Annotated in this window: 12 protein-coding genes; 6 read left to right on the top strand and 6 right to left on the bottom strand. The window is 50.0% G+C overall.

Features of this window, described 5'->3' with window-relative positions:
• Both DS731_RS19910 and DS731_RS19905 read left to right on the top strand, forming a co-directional pair.
• A complete protein-coding gene (locus DS731_RS19910) occupies positions 1-1281 on the top strand; it encodes a sensor histidine kinase (protein WP_119502956.1) in 1281 nt (426 codons plus the stop codon).
• 123 nt (positions 1282-1404) lie between these two features.
• The gene (locus DS731_RS19905) at positions 1405-3255 is read left to right on the top strand and encodes a metallophosphoesterase family protein (protein WP_119502955.1); all 1851 of its coding nucleotides are present in this window, start codon (positions 1405-1407) and stop codon (positions 3253-3255) included.
• 24 nt (positions 3256-3279) lie between these two features.
• Here DS731_RS19905 and DS731_RS19900 read toward each other — a convergent pair whose 3' ends face one another.
• Positions 3280-4536 (bottom strand): aminotransferase class V-fold PLP-dependent enzyme, encoded by a 1257-nt coding sequence (locus tag DS731_RS19900; protein WP_232373427.1) that lies wholly within the window; start codon positions 4534-4536, stop codon positions 3280-3282.
• Positions 4537-4788: 252 nt separating this feature from the next.
• Positions 4789-5952 (bottom strand): MFS transporter, encoded by a 1164-nt coding sequence (locus tag DS731_RS19895; protein WP_119502953.1) that lies wholly within the window; start codon positions 5950-5952, stop codon positions 4789-4791.
• A 100-nt stretch (positions 5953-6052) separates the two neighbouring features.
• On the opposite strand from DS731_RS19895, the gene DS731_RS19890 reads away from it, so the two are divergent.
• From DS731_RS19890 to DS731_RS19880, 3 genes are all read left to right on the top strand, one after another.
• Positions 6053-6958 carry a LysR family transcriptional regulator gene (locus DS731_RS19890; protein ID WP_119502952.1) on the top strand — a complete coding sequence of 302 codons (906 nt, stop codon included), beginning with the start codon at positions 6053-6055 and terminating at the stop codon, positions 6956-6958.
• A gap of 178 nt (positions 6959-7136) precedes the next feature.
• Positions 7137-7610 (top strand): NYN domain-containing protein, encoded by a 474-nt coding sequence (locus DS731_RS19885; protein WP_119502951.1) that lies wholly within the window; start codon positions 7137-7139, stop codon positions 7608-7610.
• Positions 7611-7657: 47 nt separating this feature from the next.
• The gene (locus DS731_RS19880; RefSeq protein ID WP_119502950.1) at positions 7658-8677 is read left to right on the top strand and encodes a proline iminopeptidase-family hydrolase; all 1020 of its coding nucleotides are present in this window, start codon (positions 7658-7660) and stop codon (positions 8675-8677) included.
• A gap of 21 nt (positions 8678-8698) precedes the next feature.
• On the opposite strand, the gene DS731_RS19875 is transcribed toward DS731_RS19880, so the two are convergent.
• From DS731_RS19875 to pedF, 4 genes are all read right to left on the bottom strand, one after another.
• Positions 8699-10828, bottom strand: coding sequence for a NosR/NirI family protein (locus tag DS731_RS19875; RefSeq protein ID WP_161599187.1), 2130 nt, complete (start codon positions 10826-10828; stop codon positions 8699-8701).
• A 104-nt stretch (positions 10829-10932) separates the two neighbouring features.
• A complete protein-coding gene (locus tag DS731_RS19870; protein WP_119502948.1) occupies positions 10933-12699 on the bottom strand; it encodes a PQQ-dependent methanol/ethanol family dehydrogenase in 1767 nt (588 codons plus the stop codon).
• A 444-nt stretch (positions 12700-13143) separates the two neighbouring features.
• Positions 13144-14031, bottom strand: coding sequence for a substrate-binding periplasmic protein (locus tag DS731_RS19865; RefSeq protein WP_119502947.1), 888 nt, complete (start codon positions 14029-14031; stop codon positions 13144-13146).
• Between the two features lie 5 nt (positions 14032-14036).
• The gene (gene pedF / locus DS731_RS19860) at positions 14037-14483 is read right to left on the bottom strand and encodes a cytochrome c-550 PedF (RefSeq protein WP_119502946.1); all 447 of its coding nucleotides are present in this window, start codon (positions 14481-14483) and stop codon (positions 14037-14039) included.
• Positions 14484-14713: 230 nt separating this feature from the next.
• Here pedF and DS731_RS19855 point away from each other — a divergent pair, with 230 nt between their 5' ends.
• Positions 14714-15961, top strand: coding sequence for an ABC transporter substrate-binding protein (locus tag DS731_RS19855; RefSeq protein WP_119502945.1), 1248 nt, complete (start codon positions 14714-14716; stop codon positions 15959-15961).

Raw genomic sequence — 15961 nt, 5'->3', positions numbered from 1 at the left:
ATGGTTCGTGGCTTCAGTCTGAGTTTAAGACGCTATATTCTCATTGCCCTGCTGGTAATGGGAACAGTCGTCATCTCCGGTTTTAGTGTGCTCGCAATGATGAACTTTTTTGCCGGCATGGACGGCGTCATGCGTGGCAACATGATAGCTGCCGCCAGAGTGTCACAGGTTGAACCCGGAAAGCCGCAGGAAGTGTTAAGTTTTATTATTGCCGCCGACTGGAAGGATTTTCCGGACAGCGTTAAAACAAAATTCAACCCGGACAAACTCCGGCCATTTCATTTACATAAAGCCGTTGAGCGATCGTTTATCTTCTTCAGGCCGTCCAGTGCCGTATTTGTGGTAAAAATTGCCGATCGTCACGGCAGATATCCCGACCGGTACGTAGCTCAGGTGTTTGACTCTCTTAAACTCGATGACGAACCTGAATTCATGATTTCCCATGAAGGCTGGTCCATGCTCCTGGGGCTGGGCGTGCTGGTGTTGTTCGCCGGGGTGCTGATGATCCTGCTGCGCAGCGTATCCAGGCCCGTGGAAAGACTGCGGTTATGGGCACAGGGGCTTAATGAACAAACGCTGGAACAACCTGTGCCGGAATTCAAATATCAGGAGCTTAATGAACTGGCGGGTATTGTCCATTCCAGCCTGCAACATGTGCGGGAAGGACTGGTGAGAGAGCGGGAGTTTGTTTCCCACGCCAGCCATGAACTTCGCACGCCTATTGCGGTTATCCGTTCCAGTGTGGAGTTGTTGCATAAACTGGAAGAAAAAGGGCCGTCAAAAGGCGCAAACGCCATCCGTCGCATTGACCATGCTTCCCATACTATGACCGATCTTACTGAAACCCTGCTTTGGCTTAGCCGTCAGGATCACGATGAACTGGCCGTATCTGACATTCAGCCGGGAGGTATGTTGTCTGCGCTGGTGCAGGATTTACAGTATTTGCTGACCGGAAAACAGGTGAACGTGGAACTCGCCACGGACAATGTCGTTTGCTCTATCCCGCCGACAGCCCTTCGCATTGTATGCGGTAACCTTATCCGTAACGCATTTCAGCATACCCAAAGTGGTATGGTTACCATAAGCCAGTCTGGTCATACCCTGACGATCGTCAACCGTGAAGACAATGCAGAACAGTATAATGACCCGGTAGGAAACGACGAATCAGGTTACGGTCTCGGCCTGGAACTGGTAAAAAGGGTCACAGCCAAGCTTGGCTGGACCTATCAGCATCGCTTTACTGCTGATGGCTGTGAAGTGAGTATTGTACTTAACAGTTAAGTCAATTAGCCGGCAGTCACATAAGGTGACAAAATTTGTCCCCGTTCGTTTGTCTTTATCGTCTGTAAATTAGTAGTCGCCAGGTGCTTGCGGACTGTCAGCCATCCATAAACAGGTTCTTTTATGAAATTTCCGGTTATTTTCCTTTTACTCATTAGTCTCGCCGGGTGCGGAACAGACAAGTCTCCCTCTGAACAAAACAAGACTGCAGGGAACACGCCTGCACCGGTTCAAATTGCCTTTCTTGCAGACATTCACTTGCATGATTTCTTCGCTGCAGCTAAAGATTTGGATGCATCTGAACTGCCACTGATAGCAGATACTCCGATCTCAGGTGACAGCTCGCAGGGAGCACAAACGCCGGTGTTGATGCGCAGCATGCAGGCACAGCTCAACAGTACGCGGCTGTTTAATGAAAACTACTTTGTTTTTCGCGCAGCACTGGATGAGATTGCTGCCAAAGGCATTAAGCTGGTGGCGTTACCCGGCGATTTTTCAGATGACGGCCAGCCCGCCAATGTGAGGGCGCTGGCTGACATTCTCTCAGAATACACCGGCAAATACGGTATGCGCTTTTTTGCAATTACCGGCAACCACGACCCCGTGCGACCCTTCTCCCGCGCCGGAGGAAAGAAAGACTTCCTGCATTGCAGTGGTAAAGAAGTGGCGGTGATGAGTCCTGACCACCCTGATTGCCTGAATAAATCTGCATGGCAATGCAGCAATGCCCTGCGGGAATGGGGCTATGCTGACATCATGGAATCCCTGAAATCACAGGGCTTCAGCCCGTCATCGCAGGATGTGTTGTATGAAACACCCTTTGGTACAGCCGATGTCAGTAAGCGTGGATGGCGCTGGTGCGACACCGGAAGCGGGAGTGAGGAAAGCAATACGGGCGAGAAGAGCAACCCGAATGAAGAGAACGGGGAATCTTGTATTTTCATGCCGGATGCCAGCTATCTGGTTGAACCGGTAGAGGGTCTTTGGCTACTGGCTATCGACGCCAATGTGTATACACCAAAAGGAAAAGTATCGTCGCTGGAATTTAATGGTTCAGGGAATGCAGGTTACAACGCGCTGGTGGACTATAAACCTGAGCTCATTGACTGGATTGCCGGCGTGGTAAAGCGGGCAGAAGAGCAAAATAAGCGCCTGATTGCGTTCAGCCATTTTCCTATGGCGGACTTCTACGACAACACACGAAAGCAGCTGGCTGAGCTGTTCGGAGACAACGGCATGCAACTAAAACGTATGCCGTCAGCACCGACAACGCAGATCCTGTCTGATCTAGGATTGCGGTTGCACATGGCAGGGCACATGCACCTGTACGACATTGCACAACCTGAAGACACCGGCGGGCTGGTGAATGTGCAGGTGCCGTCGCTGGCTGCCTATCAGCCCGGCTACAGCGTGGTTACCCTGAACAATGATGGCAGCGCTCAGGTAGATACCATCATTCAGCAGCAAGTTGCCCGTTTCGATACTTTGTTCCCTGTGTATGCTAAAGAGTGGCAATACCGCAAGCAGGCGGGACTGATAAACTGGGATAACACCATTCTGGATGCACCGGACTATTTGCGTTTTACCGACGCCCATTTAAAAGAAGTGGTGCGACAGCGCTATGTGGGCCGCGAATGGCCTAAGCCACTGGCTACGTTTATTCAAAGCCAAACGGTTGGTGACGCACTGGAAATGTTGGTATGTGGCAATGTCAGACGCGTTACTGATGAAGGACTGCTTACGATGCCCGCCATCACACTGGCTAATGATTATTACCGTATCAGGAACGCCGGTCAGTTTGCTGACCTTGGTGGACGGGAAGTCGTGTACGAGCGCCTCAGTGATGCCTCGTTACATTGTGAGTTGCCAGAAGCCGCCCCTGTGCAATCGCAACAGGTGAGGCACTTTGTCGAATTGCTCAGCGATGTGGCGGTATCACGTGATGTTACGTCAATTACGGTGAAGGGCGTTTAACAAGGGCGCTGGTGCGCCCTGTTATCAGCCTGTTATCTTATTGATCGCTTCTGCCAGCTTCTGCATGTGGGCAACCGGCGTGAAAATTTGCGGTGTCACGCGGATATTGCTGCCAGCGGACAGACCTTTTCTGACCACAGTGAAAATGCCAAACTCTTTTTCCAGTTGTAGCTGAAGGGCCGCGTTTTCTTCATAGCTGGTTTTCCCTGCAAGTCTGAATCCTCCCATCCCCGATGCGTTCGTCGAAGATGTGGCCCCAAAAATTTCAATCGCTGTATTGTCACGCAGAGGCCGCGTCCAGCTTTCCCACAGATAGCGCAATCTGGCTTCCTTATTCTTGCCGCCTATTTTGTTATGAAAATTGAGGGCATCGGGCACGGTCATGAAACTGGCAAAATTGGAGGTGGCCAGATGGATGCGGTTCGATACATCACTGTCGCCGGCATCTTCGCCCGGGAACGGGCGCACCGCAGAGAGTGTTCCCTGACGCATATAAAGTGCTCCGACACCTACCGGCGAGCCAATCCACTTGTGAAGATTAAAAATGGCCCAGTCTACGCCAAGATCGTCAATGGTGAAGTCAATCAGCCCCCAGGATTGCGCACAGTCACAGATCACATAGATGCCCCGTTCCTTTGCCATTTCTGCAATTTTTCTTACTGGCATCACCAGGCCATGTTGATTACTGACATGAGTGAGCAACATCAGTTTTATGTCCGGATGTTGCTCGAACGCCTGTTGGTACGCCTCAAGATAGTCCTGTTCATCGCCATAGGCAGGAAGGTTTATTTTGGTACCTTTTACCTTACGGTCGGCGCTAAGCCAGGCCATCATGTCCTGATAAGCAGGATAATCGGTATCAGCCCACAAGATCTCATCGCCAGATGAGAAATCATCAAACTGAGTAATCAGGTCAACAAATGATTCGGTGGCATTGCGGGTAAGCATGACTTCTTCTTTTTTCACTTTGAGGGCATCAGCTACTGCTTCCCGTGCAGCATGTAAATCCTGACTGAAGTGCTTACGGGCGTACCACGACATCTCGCGGTTTACCCGCCGGGTGTGGTCAAAAAATGCCTGTTGAACCGGATTGGCCATCTTGCCCCAGTAACCCTGCTCGAGATTTATAATCTCTTTCTGAATATCGTACTGTTCTCTGATCTTTTGCCAGAATGCTTCGTCCTTCGTAACAGTTTCAACTGAACCGACCGGACTTTCAAATTGCTGAGCAGATAAAGATAAAGCAGTAAATGATGCGGCAAATGCCGCTGAATATTTCAAAAACTGTCTTCTGGATGACATGTGTTCCCCGAACCTTATTATTTTTGATGATGTTATATTGTTGCAATTTCTACGCTATAACCCTGAAATGTAAAAGTCCCGGTTTTGAGACGGATGTGCGGAAAATTTAGCCGAAGGTATGGCTTGCCGAAAATATGGATTGGGGAAAAGGTGAGAGAGAAGGGGCTTGTCAGCCCCTTGCTGGTTCCGGCACGAACATCGGGTAGCCGGTGCTCTGAAGTTTAATATCAGCTAGGTGCCAAGTGCAAAGCTTGTTTTCTTTCTGCTGGCAACTAACACCATGAGTAGCCCAAGTAAGGCGGTGCCTGCGCCAGCTAAGGCTACCGCTGGTAATCCAAGACCTGCACTTATAACGCCGCCACCTAAAGCTGCGCCAACCCCATTACCAAGATTGAACGCACCAATGTTCATGGCCGATGCCAGATTCGGCGCTTCGCTGGCCTCCTGAACCACCAATGATTGAAGCGGTGGAACCACAGCGAAGCTGGCAATGCCCCAAAGGAAAATCAGTGGCACAACGACAATGGAAGAAGACATGGTAACGGTAAAGATCACCAGCAGCAGAATAACCGCAATTAACGATACGATTAACGTGCCGTACAAAGTGCGGTCGGCATAGCGTCCTCCGAGCACATTACCTACCGCAAGCCCCACGCCATAAAGCACCAGCATAGCCGTTACAAAGGTGGTTGAAGCATGGGTTTCTTGCTGCAGAATTGGCACAATGTAAGTAAATACTGTGAACATAGAACTGGCACCTACCACTGTTAACAGGAGCGCTGCCAACACAGAACCTTTGCTTAACACGGCTAATTCATTGCGAATGTTCGCTTTTTCCTGATTCACCAAAGGAGGCAAACTAAAGCGCAAGGCTATCATTGCCACTAAGCCGATAGCCGCAATGCCCAGAAACGCATTTCGCCAGCCCAGCGTTGTGCCCACGAAGCTTGCCAGCGGCACACCGCCAACGGTTGCTATGGTAAGCCCTGAAAACATTGCCGCAACCGCACCGGCACGTTGATTCGGCGGCACTAATTGGGTTGCGACGACAGCACCAACGCCAAAAAATACGCCGTGATTGAACGAGGTGATAATGCGGCTAATCATCAATGCGCTGTAACTGTCGGCCAGCGCGCTCATTAAATTACCCAGGGTAAAAATGCCCATGGACAAAACCAGCAGGCGACGGCGCGGCATATTGGCAAACAGTAAAGTCATGACCGGCGCACCCACCAGTACCCCAAAGGCATATGCACTGATCAATATACCTGCCGTTGGAATAGAGATGCCTAAGTCATCTGCTATCACGGGCAGCATTCCCATAGGAGAGAATTCCGTTACACCAATTCCAAAAGCACCAATGGCCAGCGCCATTAGCGGGAAGTTAATCTTCATGTTGAACTCAAGTTTATTTATGATGTTAGGGAATATAACGATATAGAGAACCCCCGAGTAGTGGGGTGGAAAGCTAATCTGTTTTGCATTGGGTTCACAAATGAAGCAAGTTAAAGCTGATAAAACGACTGAAATGGAAACCTTTTTAAAGGTGGCGACACTCGGCAGTTTGAGTGGTGCAGCCAGAGAACTCGGCCTGACACCGTCGGCAGTAAGCAGGATGATGACCCGAATAGAAAAGCGTTTAGGTGTGCGGTTACTTGTTCGTTCTACCCGCAAGCTTTATTTAACCAGCGAAGGGGAATCTTATGCCCTGGCTGCCAGGCGAATCTTAAAAGATGTCGAAGAGACCGAGCGCGCCATTGCCGACCGCGCGAGTCCAAGCGGTTTAATTAAAGTAAGTACCGCAACAGCCTACAGTCGTTTGACCATGATTCCCTTGTACAAAGAGTTTTTAGAGCGCTATCCCAACATCAAAATAGAAGTCGAAGTGAGCGATAAAATCAGCAATGTGGCCGACGGACACATCGATGTCGCAATACGCTTTGGTCCTTTACCTGACAGCAATTTAACCGCCAGGCGCTTAGGAGAAACCGGCAGAACTGTGGTCGCATCACCCAATTATTTAGCGCAGGCGGGCATTCCTGAAACCCCCGCCGACTTAAAGCACTTTAATTGCCTGGATTTTAGCTTCCAGCGCATAGAGCCGGGATGGCCTTTTCGTGAAAATGGTGAAGACTACATTCTGCCCATAGAAGGGAATATGACGTCGAACAATGGTGAAACGCTGGTTGAACTTACCATGGCTGATATTGGCATTACCCGGGTCGGCAACTTTCATATCGAACAGGCGCTCGCATCGGGACAACTTGTTCCACTGCTAGAAGACTTCAATCCACAAGACAAAGAAGTCATCCATGCTGTGTTTATCGGCGGGCGACACATGCCCGCCAGAGTGAGGGTGTTTGTGGATTATCTGGTTGAGAAAATGGCTTCTGATTCCTAAGGATCATTTATCGCTTATATCACTCTGCCTGTGTTCACATGAACTGCAAATAAGGTTTTCTTTTGCAACGGGCAGAGAGCGGTTTTGTTAGAATTACAACCTTTATTGTCAGAATGCGCTACTCAGGTTGCTCCGGGTTTGCTGATGTTCAACGCTATTTAAGTATTTAAGGTCTGTTGTGAAAAAAGTCGGTATTTTCGTTGACGTGCAAAACGTCTATTACACCACCCGCAGTGCGTTTAAACGCAACTTTGACTACAACCGTTTCTGGGCTGAGGTAACTCACGACAGGGAAGTGATGACCGCCAATGCTTATGCCATCAATCGCAATGACGAAAAGCAGAAGCAGTTTCAGAATATTCTCAGGGCTATTGGCTTTGAGGTGAAACTGAAACCTTTTATTCAACGTGCCGACGGCAGTGCCAAAGGTGATTGGGACGTGGGCTTAACGCTGGACATGATGGAAGCAGCGGAATATTGCGACGTACTTGTTCTGGTGTCCGGCGACGGTGATTTTGATTTGCTGGTTCAGCGTGCCCGTGAAAAGCACCAATGTGAAGTGGAGGTGTACGGTGTTGAAGCGCTGACTGCCGACAGTCTGAAACGTGCAGCTGACCGCTTTGTGCCGGTAATGGATATTCTGCTACTCTAAGCGCCTTTTTTTGTTCCCAGAATAACGACTACAAACCGGATTAGTTCATGCGCTTCAAACTCCCGTCATCAGCCAAAGCTGTGGCTTTATCATTACTCACTGTTCTCTCTTTTTGTGTAACGTCTTTCAATTCGGTGGCAGAAACCGCAGCCTGGGCTCAGCCTGAGAAGGAACTGATGGTACCGGTAGAAGGCGGCAAGATTTATGTGCGCTTAAACGGCCTTGAACATAAAAACGCCACACCGGTGATATTTATTCACGGTGGTCCGGGTGGCACTCACAATGGCTTCGCCGGTATGACGGAGCTGGCCAACGATCGTATGGTGATCATGTACGATCAACTCGACAGCGGTAAATCAGAGCAGCCAAACGACCCGGCCAACTGGCGGGTAGAACGCTTCGTTGATTCTCTGGAGACCATTCGCAAGACACTCGAAATCGAACAGTGGCATGTTGTGGGCCATAGCTGGGGCTCGGCGCTGGCACTGGAATACTCGGCTAAATATCCGCAGCACACCGTGTCTACGGTTTTAGGAGGCACGTTTATTTCAACGCCACATTGGATCATGGATGCAAACCTGCTGGTAAAAGCCGCCCCGCAAGACGTACAGGCAACGCTGAAACAGTGTGAATCAGCGAAGCCACCGGAAGGCGACGTTTGTCGCAAGGCTTACACCAAACTTTATTCTGTTTATTACACCCGTGGTATTGGTACTGAAGCGGCCAGAGCCTACTACGAGAACGTCGGCGGCAACGGCTTTAATCCGCTTATCTACAACAAAATGTGGGGACCGAGTGAGTTTTCATCTACCGGCGTGCTAAAGAGCTACGATGCCACCCATTTACTGGCAGACATCGACCCGATGAAAACCCTGTTTATGATTGGTCAATATGACTCAGCCCGGATTGATACGGTGCAGGACTATCTGGCACTGACGCCGGGGGCAGAATTGGCTGTGGTACCCGGTGGTGCACACGGTTTCTATAACGACCGGCCACGCATTACGTTTGCATTGTTGAAAAGCTGGTTGGACAGGAAAGATCCTCAAGCTGCTGAGCCTGAATAACAAAAAGGGCGCCGGCAGAAATCAGGCCGGTGTATAAATTTCTACATCGCCTTTGCGCTGCTTTCCATTACGCCCGGCCTTGTCCTGCCGCTTTGCTTTCTTAAGCGGCGGGCATAAATCATCGTTGTTGTAATAAACAATACATTCCAGACACTGCACGCACTCGTTGTAATTGATATCACCTGTGGGCGTGATGGCTTTGATGTCGCATTTGTGATGACACAGGGTACAGGGGTTGCCACAAGCCTTGCGACGGGTAAGCCATTCACCGGCGTGGAAGTAACCGAGCACCGCTAAACCAGCGCCCAGCGGGCAGACATAGCGGCAGTAGAATTTATTGATCCACAGGCCGGCAACCAGCAAGGCTACGGCATACAAAACAAACGGCCAGGTACGTACAAACTGCAATGTGATAGCGGTTTTGAACGGTTCCACTTCTGAGGCGATTTCAGCCACTCTCACTGAGGCGAAAGAGGTGATTACCAGGCCAATCAGAATGGCGTACTTAACCCACCAGAGTTTACTGTGAGTGTCGAAAGGCACCTTCTTCTGACGGATACGCAGCTTTTTCGCTATCCAGCCCACCATTTCTTGCAGTGCGCCAAACGGGCACAGCCAGCCGCAGAAGATACCGCGACCAACAATAAACAGACTTACGAATACGTAGCTCCAGAGAATGAAAAGAATGGGGTCCATCAAATACATATTGATGTCGAAACCATTAATCACACTTTGCAAGATTGGATAAATATTGACGATGGAAAGCTGTCCCTGCCACAGCCAGCCAATGAAAATCAGTGTGTAGGTCAGGAAACTCCAGCGAACCCAGCGGAATAGCTTCTCGTTAGCCGACAAACGATGCTGGAAGATAAAAATCAACGTGACCAGAATAAGGCTTACCACCAGAACGGAAATATCCACGATGCGGTTTTCCCAAATCCGAACCCAGGGCGCTTTCGGCGCTTCTTCTACAACGGCTTCAGCAAAATCAAACAGGGATTCAGGCAAGCTGTAGTCGTCGTGCAGGTGCAGTTGATTGCGGATGAGGTGGTTGCGGGCAATATCAATATTCAGGTTCAGCGACATGGTATCACCGGGGTTGAATCCGGACTGGGTGTTTACCACGAATACCTGCACATCGTCGCTCTCAGGCATGCCTGCGCCCAATTGCTGGTCGGCATAACTGTAGAAGTTTAAATCCCGCATGGGGAAGGGCAAATCATTCTGCGTCAGCGAAATGCGATTGGCTACCGTGCCGGGTTTGAAGTCGTCTTCCAGATAGCTGAAGAAACCTTCTGACATCACCAGGAATGCCTGTTCATTGGGTTTGAGAATACCCATTAAGCGTTGATACTCGCTGTCACCCAACAAATTACGCCCGATAGTCGGGGCGTTCAGGTAGGCGTAATACACGTCGAAGTTGTCGTAAGAAAGGTCAAAGGTATCGCCGGGGAAGGTATCGAGCTCAATGTTGAAGCCGTCAGCCATGTCCTGCTGGCTGATACGCCATTGACGAACCAGACCTTCTTCCAGCAACTGCTGCCAGCTTTTTTCTTCATATACCTCTTTCGGTGTGGCCAGCGGGGAGCTGGCGAACCCGGACAATAACTGACGTGCGACTTTAAGCGAAGACAGCAAAATGGTGTCGTTAATGATGATCACCGACACCGTGGCTTTAGTCACGCCATCCACATGCACCGTAGAAGGATCGTCCGGATTATTCTTTGCGGCAGAATCTACAATTACCCGCTGTCCCACATTCAGACCTTCATACTGGTTTATGAAATTGAGCATGGGTTCCGGGCCGAGCCCGTGCAGGAAAATGGGCTCGTGGTGATTGATTATCCGGATGCCTTTCACATTGCCGGCGGTGTCGATGCCGATAAGCAGGTTGATACGGGTACCTGAGAAGCCGGGTAAATTCACCAGATCATTACTGGCGAATACATAGCCCAGCAATTCCTGTAACTGATAAACCGGTTGCACGGGGACATCACTTTGCTTGTCGCCAATGAGCGTGGCTTTAGGAAAGATGGATTGGATAAGGGAATCATCGATATTGACTTCTTCGGCCAGAGTGGCACATGCGCTAAAGCAGAGTGAAATAAAGAAGAAGGTTCTTAAAAAGGCAGTATGGATGAATCCTGTCATGAGGCGGGTCCTTAAAAAAAGAGCCGGCGTCAGGTCCATACCAGCTCTTTGAAGAAAAACTCGTAACAGGGTTGTGGGACCAAAGCCCTGCTACGATGCCCGCGTTACGAGCGAGGCAACTTGAAGGTCCAGACTGTGCCGCCCTGGTTGATGTCTTTTACGCGTTTGGCAACTTCACCACCCCAAAGAGGTACTGCGCCGCCCCAGCCAGACAAGATACTCAGGTACTGCTCACCGTCCATTTCCCATGTAACCGGAGAGCCGACGATGCCTGAACCTGTATTGAACCGGTAAACTTCTTCACCTGTTTTGGCATCGAAGCCCATCAGGTAGCCTTCAGGTGTACCGGTAAAGACCAGATTACCCGCAGTGGCCAGAACACCGCCCCACAGAGGTGCGTTGTTTTTATATTCCCAGACAGTTTTACCGGTCTTAGGATCGATGGCTTTCAGTGAACCGATGTGATCTTCGTAAACAGATTTGATAGTGAAACCAGAACCCAGGTAAGCCGCACCTTTCTTATAGCTTACCGGCTCGTTCCAGATGTCCATGCCCCATTCGTTAGAAGGTACATAGAACAGACCTGTGTCCTGGCTGTACGCCATAGGCATCCAGTTCTTACCACCCAGGAATGAAGGTACTGAGAATACAGTTTCGCCTTTCTCACCGTTCTCGCTTTCAGCAGGGTTACCCGGGCGACCGCCCTCTTTGTAAATTGGCGTACCATCATCATTCAGGCCTTCAGCCCACGTGATACCGCTGACGAACGGGAAGCCACGGAGGAATTCGCCGTTTTCACGGTTAAGGACATAGAAGAAACCGTTACGGTCAGCCGTTGCGGCCGCTTTAACGGTTTTACCTTTTTCTTTATAGTCAAACGCAATCAGTTCGTTTACGCCGTCGAAATCCCAGCCATCATGTGGTGTGGTCTGGAAGTGCCAAACGATTTTGCCTGTGTCAGGATCGATAGCCAGACGTGAAGAAGAGTACAGGTTGTCACCAGGACGTAAGTGAGAGTTCCACGGTGCAGGGTTACCTGTACCCATGAAGATCAGGTCTTGATCAGGGTCGTAAGTACCGCCAAGCCATGTTGCTGCACCACCTGTTTTCCACAGGTCGCCAGTCCAGGTTTTGTTTGCTTCACCACCGGTGATGCCGTTTTCTTCACCGTTCAGGTAACCCATGTGACCTTCAACAGTAGGACGGGTCCATACCAGTTCACCGGTTTTCGCATCGCGGGCTTCAACTTTACCTACGATACCGAATTCACCACCAGAAATACCGGTGATAACTTTACCTTTTACAATCATAGGCGCAGCAGTGAATGAGTAACCTGCTTTATAGTCACCCATTTTCTTACGCCATTTCACTTTACCGGTTTTCTGGTCAAGGGCGACCAGAATCGCATCCAGCGTACCGAAGATAACCAGGTCGTCATACAGTGCGGCACCACGGTTGATAACGTCACAGCAAGGCATGATGCCGTCTGGCAGACGGGCTTCGTATTGCCACAGCTCATCACCGGTTTTAACGTCAATGGCATAAATACGTGAATAAGAACCTGTTACGAACATCACGCCATCGTGTACCAGAGGCTGTGATTCCTGACCGCGCTGTTTCTCACCACCCAGCGAGAACGCCCACACAGGGTGCATTTTCTTAACGTTTTTTGTATTCAGTGTGTCCAGCGGGCTGAAGCGCTGTCCGCGCGGGCCCATGCCATAACTTAAAACATCGCCGGTGGTATTAGCGTCGTTAAGTATGTCCTTATCGGTAACGCCTGCCGCCTGAACACCGCCTAAGGTGCTAAGAGACAAGGCCAGACCGACAGCAGAGCTAATCAGGTGACGTGAAACTGTTCGACTTTTCATCAGGTTTCTCCAGTAGTTCAACAGGTGCTTCGGTGGTCTTTCCACCTTTTTACACAAGCGGCTCGTCTGAAAAACAGTTGTATTAGTTGGGAACGTTCTTCTTACGGCCTTGCATTATTGTTAATCCGTCCTCCGGACCCTAAGCATGGAACATCTTCGGACGACGACATGGTCAGTATTAGCTAATGTTTTTTTAACAACCATTAAACCTTGGATTATCATTTTTACTCCCTTGGTAGTAATACCCCGAAAAACGGGTCAAAAAGGGAGGGTGAGAAGCACAGGGAAATAACGCCAGGTCAATAGGTTATGTAGTCTGCATAACAAATCGTGATGAACGCGGAACAGTGTGTCTGGGGATGTATCAGCACTGAAACGGACGGGGAAGATTTAATTAAAATGGGAAGCGTGTTTATGTCGGGACCACGCTCCCCGTATGCCCGGTTATTCTTCGGCGTATAACCCGGGTACCGTGTAGGTAATCTTGTAGTCATCAAAAATGGCTTTCATGCGACCGTCTTCGATCATGGGAACAGTGATGTCTTCAATGGCATAAGCCAACTGCCGGTAATCCGTTTTCACCGCCATACCAATATCCCAGGCTTTAATGCTCATTGCAGCAAGACCGGTAGCATTGATGGTGTATTGTTCGGAGGCAGGTTGTGCCCATTCCAGTTGTGACTGCATGCCGGCAACAGCAGCGACTTCCCCTTTTTTGAACAGGTCTATGCCGTCAAAGGTGGTGGTAGTATGCACCATGTTTTTCCTTAATCTGCCGCCAATGGTTGAACCTAAAAAGGTGTCCGGAAGTGAGTCGATTTCCACGGCAATTTTCTCGTACTGGAAAATCGCCAGTGTGTCGATGCCATTGGTTTTTTCAGTGTTCTTCAGCAGCGCCCATTTTTCACGGTGATAAGGGCCGAACATCACCACCATTTCATTGCGGGGCAGACCGTATCCGTCAATGCCGTAACTGAATTTACGGTCGTAAGGAACACGCAACATCAAATCCGCTTTCTGGCGGGTAATGATATGGCCTTTCCATACTGCCTGTCGTAAATCATCTTCCAGATTTTCATCGGCATTAATCCACATCCAGCGTGGCTCAACACCTAATCCTGCAGCGATGGCTTTCCCTACTTCAATGTCGACACCGGCAGGAGATTCATCGTCCAGAAAAGAATAAGGGGGGAAATTATTGTAGACCGCAATGGTGATATAGCCTGACTCAATAATATCGTCATAGCTTCGGGCCTGAACTGAAAAAGCGCTGCCTGCCATAAAGGCAGCCAGCGCAAGGCCCGTTATCCAGCAACGTAATAAGCGAGCCATAGCTGTTACTCGGGGGTGCCGCGAGTTTCGATGTAAGATTTGATTGCCCACATTGCTTCCTGACTAAGGATGCCTTCGAATGGCGGCATGTAAACACGGCCGTCGATAACTGCACCGTTACGGATACGCATCATGAACCAGTCGTCAGCTTCTTCCTGACTGAAGAATTCGTTTTCGTCATTCAGTTTACGCAGATCCGGAGTAATACCGCCAGAAATAACTTCCAGGCCGTGGCAACGGGCGCAGTTCTGGTTATAGGCAGAGTCACCAATTTTGATTGCCAGCTCATTACCAGTGTAAGGGTTCGTGGCTTTCCATTCCTCGCCCAGTTGAGGTAACGCGCTGGTGTCCACTGCCTGTGGTGTAACATCGCCATGAGCAAGCGCCTGCGCTGAAGACACAGCGATAACTGCTGCCAGCGTACTACGCAATATGGTTGAGAAATTTTTCATTTATACATCTCCAAAAGTTGTCAGATAGTGTCAATGCTGGTTAGAGTTGGCGGACAACTTGAGTAGGTTTTGTTGTGTTTGCGACATAACCAGACACGTTTTAAAAGGTAGGTGATATGCCGGATTCGTCCAATTGTACTAAGGTAGTAAACCTTTCATCCTTTGTGCTCATTCATAATGGACGGGTCATCAACTAGTATTTAGTTCACCTTCGCAAAAGGAGTACCGGTATGTTCGCCCCACTAATAACGACAATGGCGACACCTGGCCTGGCAATACCGCTGAAAGCTGCATCACGTTATGTAATGCGGTTTCTGGCTCTGCCGTGTCTGCTAAGCCTGTTGGTGCCCGTCTCACAATCCTTTGCTGAAGACTTACCGGTAAATATCGCCTATGTAAAACAAACCGGACTGACGTCTTCTGCTTCACTGGCGCTGTTTAAAACTCCTGAAAACAATGGTGTTGCCGGCGCTTTGCTGGGGACGGATGATTCCAATACCACCGGTCGCTTTCTTAAACATCGCTATGCGCTGACGGTACTCGAAGATGCCAACGGAGAGGCTCTCACCGGCAAAGTACAGGCGTGGCTTAAAGCCAATAGCGGGCCGCTGATCCTGGATGTGCCCGACAGTACCTTGCAGGCAATTCTGGCCCTGCCCGGTGCCGACGCCGGGCTGATGCTCAATGCAACAAACAAATCTGACAGCTGGCGGCAAAATCAATGCCGGGCCGGTTTACTGCACACTTCCCCGAGTTACGCCATGCTGGGCGATGCACTGGGTCAGTTTCTGATGGCAAAACGCTGGCGGGAATGGTTTTTAGTTTCTGGCAGTGGTGAAGGCGATAAAGCCATGGCGCAGGCGTTTGAACGGGCATCAAAACGCTTTGGCACCAAAATTACCGGGCATAAAACCTGGACCTTCGACACGGATTTACGCCGTACTTCCCAGCAGGAAGTACCCGCCCTGACGCAGGGGGAAGATTATGACGTGGTGCTGGTGGCAGATACTCAAAACCTGTTTGGCTTTTATTTACCGTACAACACCTGGTTGCCCCGTCCAGTAGCCGGTACCCACGGACTCAAAGCTGCTTCCTGGCATCGCAGTATTGAACAGTGGGGCGCTATCCAACTGCAAAACCGTTTTTTTGAAGCAAATCAGCGTCCTATGAATGATGACGACTTTAACGCCTGGCTTGCTGTCAGAGCCGTTGCTGAAGCGGTCACCCGAACAAAATCGAATAACTCTGCTACGCTTTATCAATACCTTATGAGCGATAAATTTGAGCTGGCAGCGTTCAAAGGACGCAAACTGACCTTCCGCCAGTGGAACGGACAACTGCGTCAGCCCATCCCGTTAGTGCAGCCGGAATCTCTGGTTTCCCAGTCTCCTCAGGAAGGTTTTCTTCATCCCGTGACTGATTTAGATACGCTGGGGTATGACAAGCCGGAAGTCCGTTGTTCCATGGTCAAGGAGTAA

This window comes from Alteromonas sp. RKMC-009 (genome assembly GCF_003584565.2).
In the GTDB taxonomy this organism is placed as follows: domain Bacteria; phylum Pseudomonadota; class Gammaproteobacteria; order Enterobacterales; family Alteromonadaceae; genus Alteromonas.
The sequence above is the reverse complement of the archived record's forward strand: the minus strand, read 5'-3'. Positions and strand labels throughout refer to the sequence as shown.

Bases quoted from the DNA above. Each gene is read 5' to 3' on its own strand.
- DS731_RS19875 (WP_161599187.1), bottom strand. From the start codon at position 10,828: ATGACAGGATTCATCCATACTGCCTTTTTAAGAACCTTCTTCTTTATT.
- DS731_RS19870 (WP_119502948.1), bottom strand. From the start codon at position 12,699: ATGAAAAGTCGAACAGTTTCACGTCACCTGATTAGCTCTGCTGTCGGT.
- DS731_RS19865 (WP_119502947.1), bottom strand. From the start codon at position 14,031: ATGGCTCGCTTATTACGTTGCTGGATAACGGGCCTTGCGCTGGCTGCC.
- DS731_RS19910 (WP_119502956.1), top strand. From the start codon at position 1: ATGGTTCGTGGCTTCAGTCTGAGTTTAAGACGCTATATTCTCATTGCC.
- pedF (WP_119502946.1), bottom strand. From the start codon at position 14,483: ATGAAAAATTTCTCAACCATATTGCGTAGTACGCTGGCAGCAGTTATC.
- DS731_RS19905 (WP_119502955.1), top strand. From the start codon at position 1,405: ATGAAATTTCCGGTTATTTTCCTTTTACTCATTAGTCTCGCCGGGTGC.
- DS731_RS19880 (WP_119502950.1), top strand. From the start codon at position 7,658: ATGCGCTTCAAACTCCCGTCATCAGCCAAAGCTGTGGCTTTATCATTA.
- DS731_RS19890 (WP_119502952.1), top strand. From the start codon at position 6,053: ATGAAGCAAGTTAAAGCTGATAAAACGACTGAAATGGAAACCTTTTTA.
- DS731_RS19895 (WP_119502953.1), bottom strand. From the start codon at position 5,952: ATGAAGATTAACTTCCCGCTAATGGCGCTGGCCATTGGTGCTTTTGGA.
- DS731_RS19855 (WP_119502945.1), top strand. From the start codon at position 14,714: ATGTTCGCCCCACTAATAACGACAATGGCGACACCTGGCCTGGCAATA.